Source organism: Candidatus Alkanophaga liquidiphilum, from assembly GCF_053996935.1.
This window is the reverse complement of the sequence record NZ_JBMXYC010000071.1, coordinates 1-5,735: the sequence shown is the minus strand read 5'-3', so window position 1 is coordinate 5,735 and position 5,735 is coordinate 1. Positions and strand designations below refer to the sequence as shown.

Sequence of the window (5,735 nt, the reverse complement as noted above, 5' to 3'; positions counted from 1 at the left end):
TTTCGGCGCGGCGAGCGCCGGCGGGCACTTCGGCGCCGAGCTGAAATTCGCGGGCTACGACGGCGTTATTATCGAGGGCGTCGCCGCGAAGCCGACGGCGCTCGTCATCCGCGACGGCGGCGTCGAGTTCAGAGATGCCTCCCACCTCTGGGGGCGCCCAGCATCGGAAACTGAAAAAATCTTAAAGGAGGATCTGGGCGACTTCGAGGCGAAAATCGCATGCATCGGCGTCGCCGGCGAGAACCTTGTGAAGTTTGCCGCTATAATATCGGAAAGGGCGCATGCCGCTGGGAGAACCGGGCTCGGCGCCGTCATGGGCGCCAAGAAGCTCAAAGCCATCGCTGTTAGCGGTTCCGGCGACGTTCAAGTTCACGACCCAGATGCTCTGAGGCAGGAAATTTTGGAGCTGACGAAGAGGAAGGACGTGCTCTCCGCAGCACTAAGCGCTTATGGTAGTGCTGCTTTTATTTCTTACGTTGCTAAAAGCGGAGCGTTTCCGACACACAATTTCAAAGCTTTAAGCTCTGACTTCGAGAATGATTTTAATCTGGATGAAATGAACGAGGAGGCTATTTCTGAGAAGCTTGTTATAAAGAAGGATGCGTGTTTCTGCTGCCGGACCGGTTGCCGGCGGGCATCGAGGATCCCTAGGAAATATGAGGGCGAACTCGGCAGTGGACCCGAATATGAGAGCGTCGCCGCATTCGCTCGCTGCGGCTGCTCCGACGTCGGCATGCTTCTGAAATTTCAAAACGTGTGTAACGAGCTGGGGCTCGACGTGGTGAGCGCCGGCTCCGCCGTGAGCTTCGCCATGGAGTGCTACGAGGCGGGCGTTTTGGATGCCGATAGGACGAGCGGGCTGGAGTTGCGGTGGGGCGACGCCGACATCGTCATCGAACTTTTAGAGAGAATTGCGAGGCGGGAGGGCATTGGTGACGTCCTTGCCGATGGCGTGAAGGCAGCAGCGACGACGCTCAACGCAGAAAAGCATGCAATGCACGTCGGTGGTCTCGAAATTCCGGGCTACGAGCCGAGGGCGCTGGAGGGGTATGCATTGTCCCTTGTGACTTCGAGTCGTGGCGCCGACGCAGTTTCTTCCATGATGATGCTCGTGGATGCGGGACTGAGCACGCCGTTCGTCCAAGACGTGCGCATGCATGCTTCGGCGGATGCAAAAACTTCGCTGCTGAAGGAGCTCGAGGACTGGATGCAGGTTTTTGACTCTTTAATTCTCTGCAAGTTTTTCGGACTGAGTTTGAAGCTTGAGCAGCTTACCAGGCTGATTAAGATAGCTACGGGCTTGGAATTCTCTTGGAACGAGTTGAAGCTCATCGGCGAACGCATCTGGAATCTGCAACGCCTTTACAATTTGCGGGAGGTGGCTGCTGCCACCACCACGACGAACGTCGCAGCCGACGCTGCCGCTACGGCGCTGCCAGAAAGATTTTTTGAGGAGCCTTTGCGGAGCGGCGTCGCCGTCGGCAAGGTTTTAAGACATGGAGAGCTCAAAGAGAATCTTAAAGAGTATTACGAGCTGCGAGGCTGGAAAGAGAACGGTGTGCCGAGCGCCGAGAGGTTGAGAGAGTTGGGGCTGGGGTGTGAAGATGAAGCTTTACATAATATCAAATCCTGAGAAGTGTTCCGGTTGTAGGATTTGTGAGCTTGTGTGCGCTTTGAAGAATGAGGGCGTGAGCAGCCCCAAGAAGGCAAGGATTCGTGTCGTGCGTGTCTTTCCGGGGTTTGATGTTGCGGTGGCATGCCGTTTTTGCGAGGAGCCGCCGTGCGTGCACATGTGTCCGAGGTCGGCGTTGAGCGTCGGCGAAAACGGCATAATAAAGGTTGATAAGGAGAAATGCGACGGTTGTGGGATTTGCGTCGAAGCTTGCGAGTTCGGCGCCATCACGTTGCATCCCGACAACAAACTGCCAATCTCCTGCGACCTCTGCGGCGGCGAGCCTGAATGTGTTAAATACTGTCCGGAGTGCGCCTTAGAAATAACGTCCGCCGAGACCATCGCAAAAAGAGCGAGGATGATTAGTTTCAAGAGATATCTGGAATCATTTCCGTAAAATTAATCTTCTTTCGGTGCGATATCCAAGTGGGTGGGCGTTTTGTCAGAAAATTCGATACTTGAGCATTCGGTGGTTCATGAGTATCTGAAGAAAAAAGTGGGCGAGGAGGGAATAGTGGTAATAAAGAGTTTTCTTGGCAAGGAGGAGACAACAGATGAAGAGATAGCAAAGATTACAGGCTTGAAACTCAATATAGTACGCCGAATTCTTTACATCTTGTATGAGAGCAGGATTGCCGAATATAAGCGGCTGAAGGACAAGGAAAGCGGCTGGATGACCTATCTCTGGAGCATAAACCCTAAGAACATCGAAGCTGCGATAGAAAACGAGGCGAAGAGGCTCATACGCAACTTAGAAGCTCGTCTGGAGTTCGAGCGGGAGAACATGTTCTACGTATGCTCTTGTGGCGACACGAAAGTCAGCTTCTGGCAGGCTTTAGAGCAGAACTTCAAATGTGGAGCTTGCGGCGGCGCCCTGACGTATCGGGACAGCTCCCTCATCATAAAAGCGATAGAACGACGGATTTCTGAGGTTGAAGACCCGTAACTGCGGATGTTAAGCGAAAAGCGGCAAGGATAAAAATGAATGCCTGAGGCTTCTTAGAGAAGTGAATGCGACGACGCATAATTAAGCACTCTGAGGCGGTCGTTAGCCTCGCTCTGAACTGCGAAGCACGATGTGGACGAGAAATTATGTTCAAAGGCGCTATGCCATCGGACGCTTGAAGGCGCACGGCATTGCTTGCGTCGTCGGCGAGCTGCTCAGTAGTTCGGCTTGGACGAGAAAATCGTTCGGCATACCCGCTGACGAAGCTGTGCGCCGTCGAACGCCGATTTTCGTGCTTGAGACCACGAAGGAGAAAATCGTGGCGCACGCCGACATTTGATGGACGATACGGAGAGGATAAATATTAGGAGGAAATAGGGGAGTTGAAGGGGGAAACTTGGCGAATGCCATCTTGTGGTGGAAAGGATGCGTGCGCTGCACAAAGAGCAGCGAGGTGTGAAGCATGGATACGTCGGAATTTTTCTTAGAGGAGCGACCGCCGCCACACATTTCATCGCTCGAAATCTCGACGCAACGCAAACTCTTGGAAATCCTGAGAATCCTAAATGAGAAAAGCGATAGCGTTATCGGCGCAAGAGTGCTGGCTGAGGAGTTGCGGCAGCGAGGCTTCTACGTGAGCGAGCGAACCGTTCGATACTACCTGAAACTTCTGGACAAGATGGGACTCACTGAGAAAAAAGGATATTCGGGTAGGGTGATAACCGCAGAAGGACTTAAGGAGCTGGAGGAGGGTTTCGTGAGTGAGAGGCTCGGACAACCGCTAAAATCTCTTGAACAACTCATTTCCAAAGCTACTTTCGACCCCAAACGGCGGGAGGGGAGTGTTGTCGTCCTTCTTTCATACATCAAAGAAAACAACCTGAAGAAGGCGTTAGCCATAATGAAGGAGGTAACTGACTTCTCTTTTTCTCCGTATGTAAAAATGAGTGTAAAGAACGGCGTTGCTTGCGTTGCCACGCTCTATAGTGCCACTTTCGACGCCCTTCTCCTTAGGGCGGGCGTGCCTTCCAAATTACGATACTGCGGCGTCTTGCAGTTCAGCGGTGGCGGTTGTGAGAGTAGTAGAAAACGTTGTGAGATCATAGATGCAATATTTTACGAAAAAACTACCTTAGACCCGGCACGAGTTTTCATAAAGCGTAAAATGACGTCTGTTTGCGAGGTAGCAAGCAATAACAAAGGTAGGATTTTAGTGAGCTGTAGGGAGGTACCTGTCGCCGCAAAGAGGTGCGTGCGCTCGGTCTTCGAGAACATCCGCTCGGCGGGGATGAGCAATTTGTTTTTCGAGCGAAAAACGACGGGTGGCGTCCTACATGTCTTAATCCCCGACGGCGCCAACACGCTTGCAGCGGTTGAGGAGTGCGGAATCGAGACTTTCGGCGTGCGTTACGGCTTGTTGATGTTTGAGGAACTGGAGGACATCCATGAGGTTATCTAAGATATTCGAAGGCAAAATTTCGGAGGTCATCGCCACCACAGAACGTGACGGAGTGCCGAATGCTGCGCCTCTTGGTATAATCAACGAAAACGGCTACTACGTCAGGATTTTTAAGTCAAAGACTCTCGAAAACGTGAAGCGGACGGGAAAGCTCGCTGCCAACATCACCGACAACCCTGTGCTATTTGTGAGTGCGGCGCTTGGCGATTTGGAGCCACGACACTTTCGCCGCTTCTGGGGCTTCCCGGTGCTGCGGGCTGCGGACGTTTGGGTTTTGTTCGAATGCAGAGTTTTGAGCGAAATTCAGGTGTTTTCGGAGTTTAAGCTTAAGCCAGTAGCCCTTAAAATAAGGAGACGGAGCGTGCGTGCCGTGAATCGGGGGCGGAACGCCGTTTTCGAGGCGGCTGTGCATGCTACGAGGCTTGTGCTGGCGAGAGGTGAGGAGAGGGAAGAGCTTAAAAAGTTGATTGATTATTATAATAGAATTGTAGAGAAGTGCGGGGGCGCTGCTGAGCGGGAGGCAATGCGGCTGCTTTACGAGAAAATCGCCCCAGTGTGGTAGTGGATATCCCTTGGGCCTGCGGAGCCCAAGACCCGGGTTCGAGTCCCGGCTGGGGCTTCTTTTCGGCTTTAAACAGCGTCACAGAATGTCATCTGTGACCTCCCCCCTCCATTGGAGGGCATCCGCCGGATGCGCGAGGTTGGGGAGTGTGCCTGATATGGCGCTCCCCTTCGAGCTGGGTCACGACAGCTCCTACCGTGAGCATGTAGCCCACGGCTCGTTTTAATATGTTCTTCGCACCGTTCACGTCCGCATTGACATGATAGCCGCAATCCTCGCAGATGAAGACGCCGGGTCTTTCCGTTCGCAGCGAGCCGCAGCGGGAACACTGCTTTGACGTGTTGAACTCCGGAACTTCTATGACTAGGATGCCCCTCTCCAACGCCTTATACTTGATGTATTCCTTCAGACGGTAGAACGGCATCGAATTGACCTTCCTGTTCGCCTTTTTCCCATTATGGTTCTTCCTGACGCCGCTCAAGTCGCCTATCGCTATTATGGCGTCGTGCCTCTCCGCCTCTTCAACTATATCCTTCGCTATCTTGTGCAGCTCGTCGTTCACGAGCCTTCGCTCTTTATGTCCTATCTTCTTTATCGCTCTGAGCTTCTTCGCTCTTCCGAGCTTGCGCCTCAGCCAGAAATACTTTCCTCTAACCGCCCTCACTTTTCTGCCGTAGAACTTCGGTTTGCTGCGGTGCCGTGCCACCGACACGGCTACCCATCTCGCTCCCATGTCTATCGCGATGATGGATGCGTATTCATTCTTCAGCTCGACATCCTTCTTGACCGTGACATGGAGGTAGAATTCTCCACCCTTCCTGACGAGCAGAGACTCACATACTTCACACTCCTCGAAATTGAAAGGCTGATGAGCTAAAGCAACCTTGACGCCACCCCTCACACCTTTTACCCTTATCCTCGCCCAGTATTTAGCTATTTTCGTGTCCCTTCTTTGAATGTCTATCAAATCTTTTCTTATTGGAACACCTTTCATCCGCTTCGCTTTCTTGTATAGCCACTTCGCATCTTGCTTGTATGCTGAATATACACCTCTGTCTTCTCCCGTCTCAAGCCAATGCTGGAAGTTATCATACTC

At 52.6% G+C, this 5,735-nt stretch carries 7 protein-coding genes and 1 tRNA gene; 7 read left to right on the top strand and 1 reads right to left on the bottom strand.

The annotated features are described in order from the left end of the window. From ACXJJA_RS09220 to ACXJJA_RS09190, 7 genes are all read left to right on the top strand, one after another. Positions 1-1,633: aldehyde ferredoxin oxidoreductase family protein (locus ACXJJA_RS09220; RefSeq protein ID WP_456487925.1), on the top strand; the 1,633-nt coding region annotated here is incomplete at its 5' end. After that, a complete protein-coding gene (locus ACXJJA_RS09215) occupies positions 1,605-2,069 on the top strand; it encodes a 4Fe-4S dicluster domain-containing protein (protein ID WP_456487924.1) in 465 nt (154 codons plus the stop codon). The genes ACXJJA_RS09220 and ACXJJA_RS09215, both read left to right, overlap by 29 nt. Positions 2,070-2,102: 33 nt before the next feature. Beyond that, the gene (tfe, locus tag ACXJJA_RS09210; protein WP_456487923.1) at positions 2,103-2,618 is read left to right on the top strand and encodes a transcription factor E; all 516 of its coding nucleotides are present in this window, start codon (positions 2,103-2,105) and stop codon (positions 2,616-2,618) included. A 130-nt stretch (positions 2,619-2,748) separates the two neighbouring features. After that, a complete protein-coding gene (locus tag ACXJJA_RS09205) occupies positions 2,749-2,958 on the top strand; it encodes a hypothetical protein (protein ID WP_456487922.1) in 210 nt (69 codons plus the stop codon). Between the two features lie 123 nt (positions 2,959-3,081). After that, the gene (locus ACXJJA_RS09200; protein WP_456487921.1) at positions 3,082-4,077 is read left to right on the top strand and encodes an NrpR regulatory domain-containing protein; all 996 of its coding nucleotides are present in this window, start codon (positions 3,082-3,084) and stop codon (positions 4,075-4,077) included. Then, on the top strand, positions 4,064-4,639 hold the full coding sequence (locus ACXJJA_RS09195) for a DUF447 domain-containing protein (protein WP_456487920.1): 576 nt from the start codon (positions 4,064-4,066) through the stop codon (positions 4,637-4,639). Before ACXJJA_RS09200 ends, ACXJJA_RS09195 begins: the two co-directional genes overlap by 14 nt. Then, positions 4,625-4,696, top strand: a tRNA-Arg gene (locus tag ACXJJA_RS09190). Before ACXJJA_RS09195 ends, ACXJJA_RS09190 begins: the two co-directional genes overlap by 15 nt. A 31-nt stretch (positions 4,697-4,727) precedes the next feature. On the opposite strand, the gene ACXJJA_RS09185 is transcribed toward ACXJJA_RS09190, so the two are convergent. Further along, positions 4,728-5,735, bottom strand: a 1,008-nt coding sequence (locus ACXJJA_RS09185; protein WP_456487919.1) for an RNA-guided endonuclease InsQ/TnpB family protein, incomplete at its 5' end; no start/stop codon positions are given.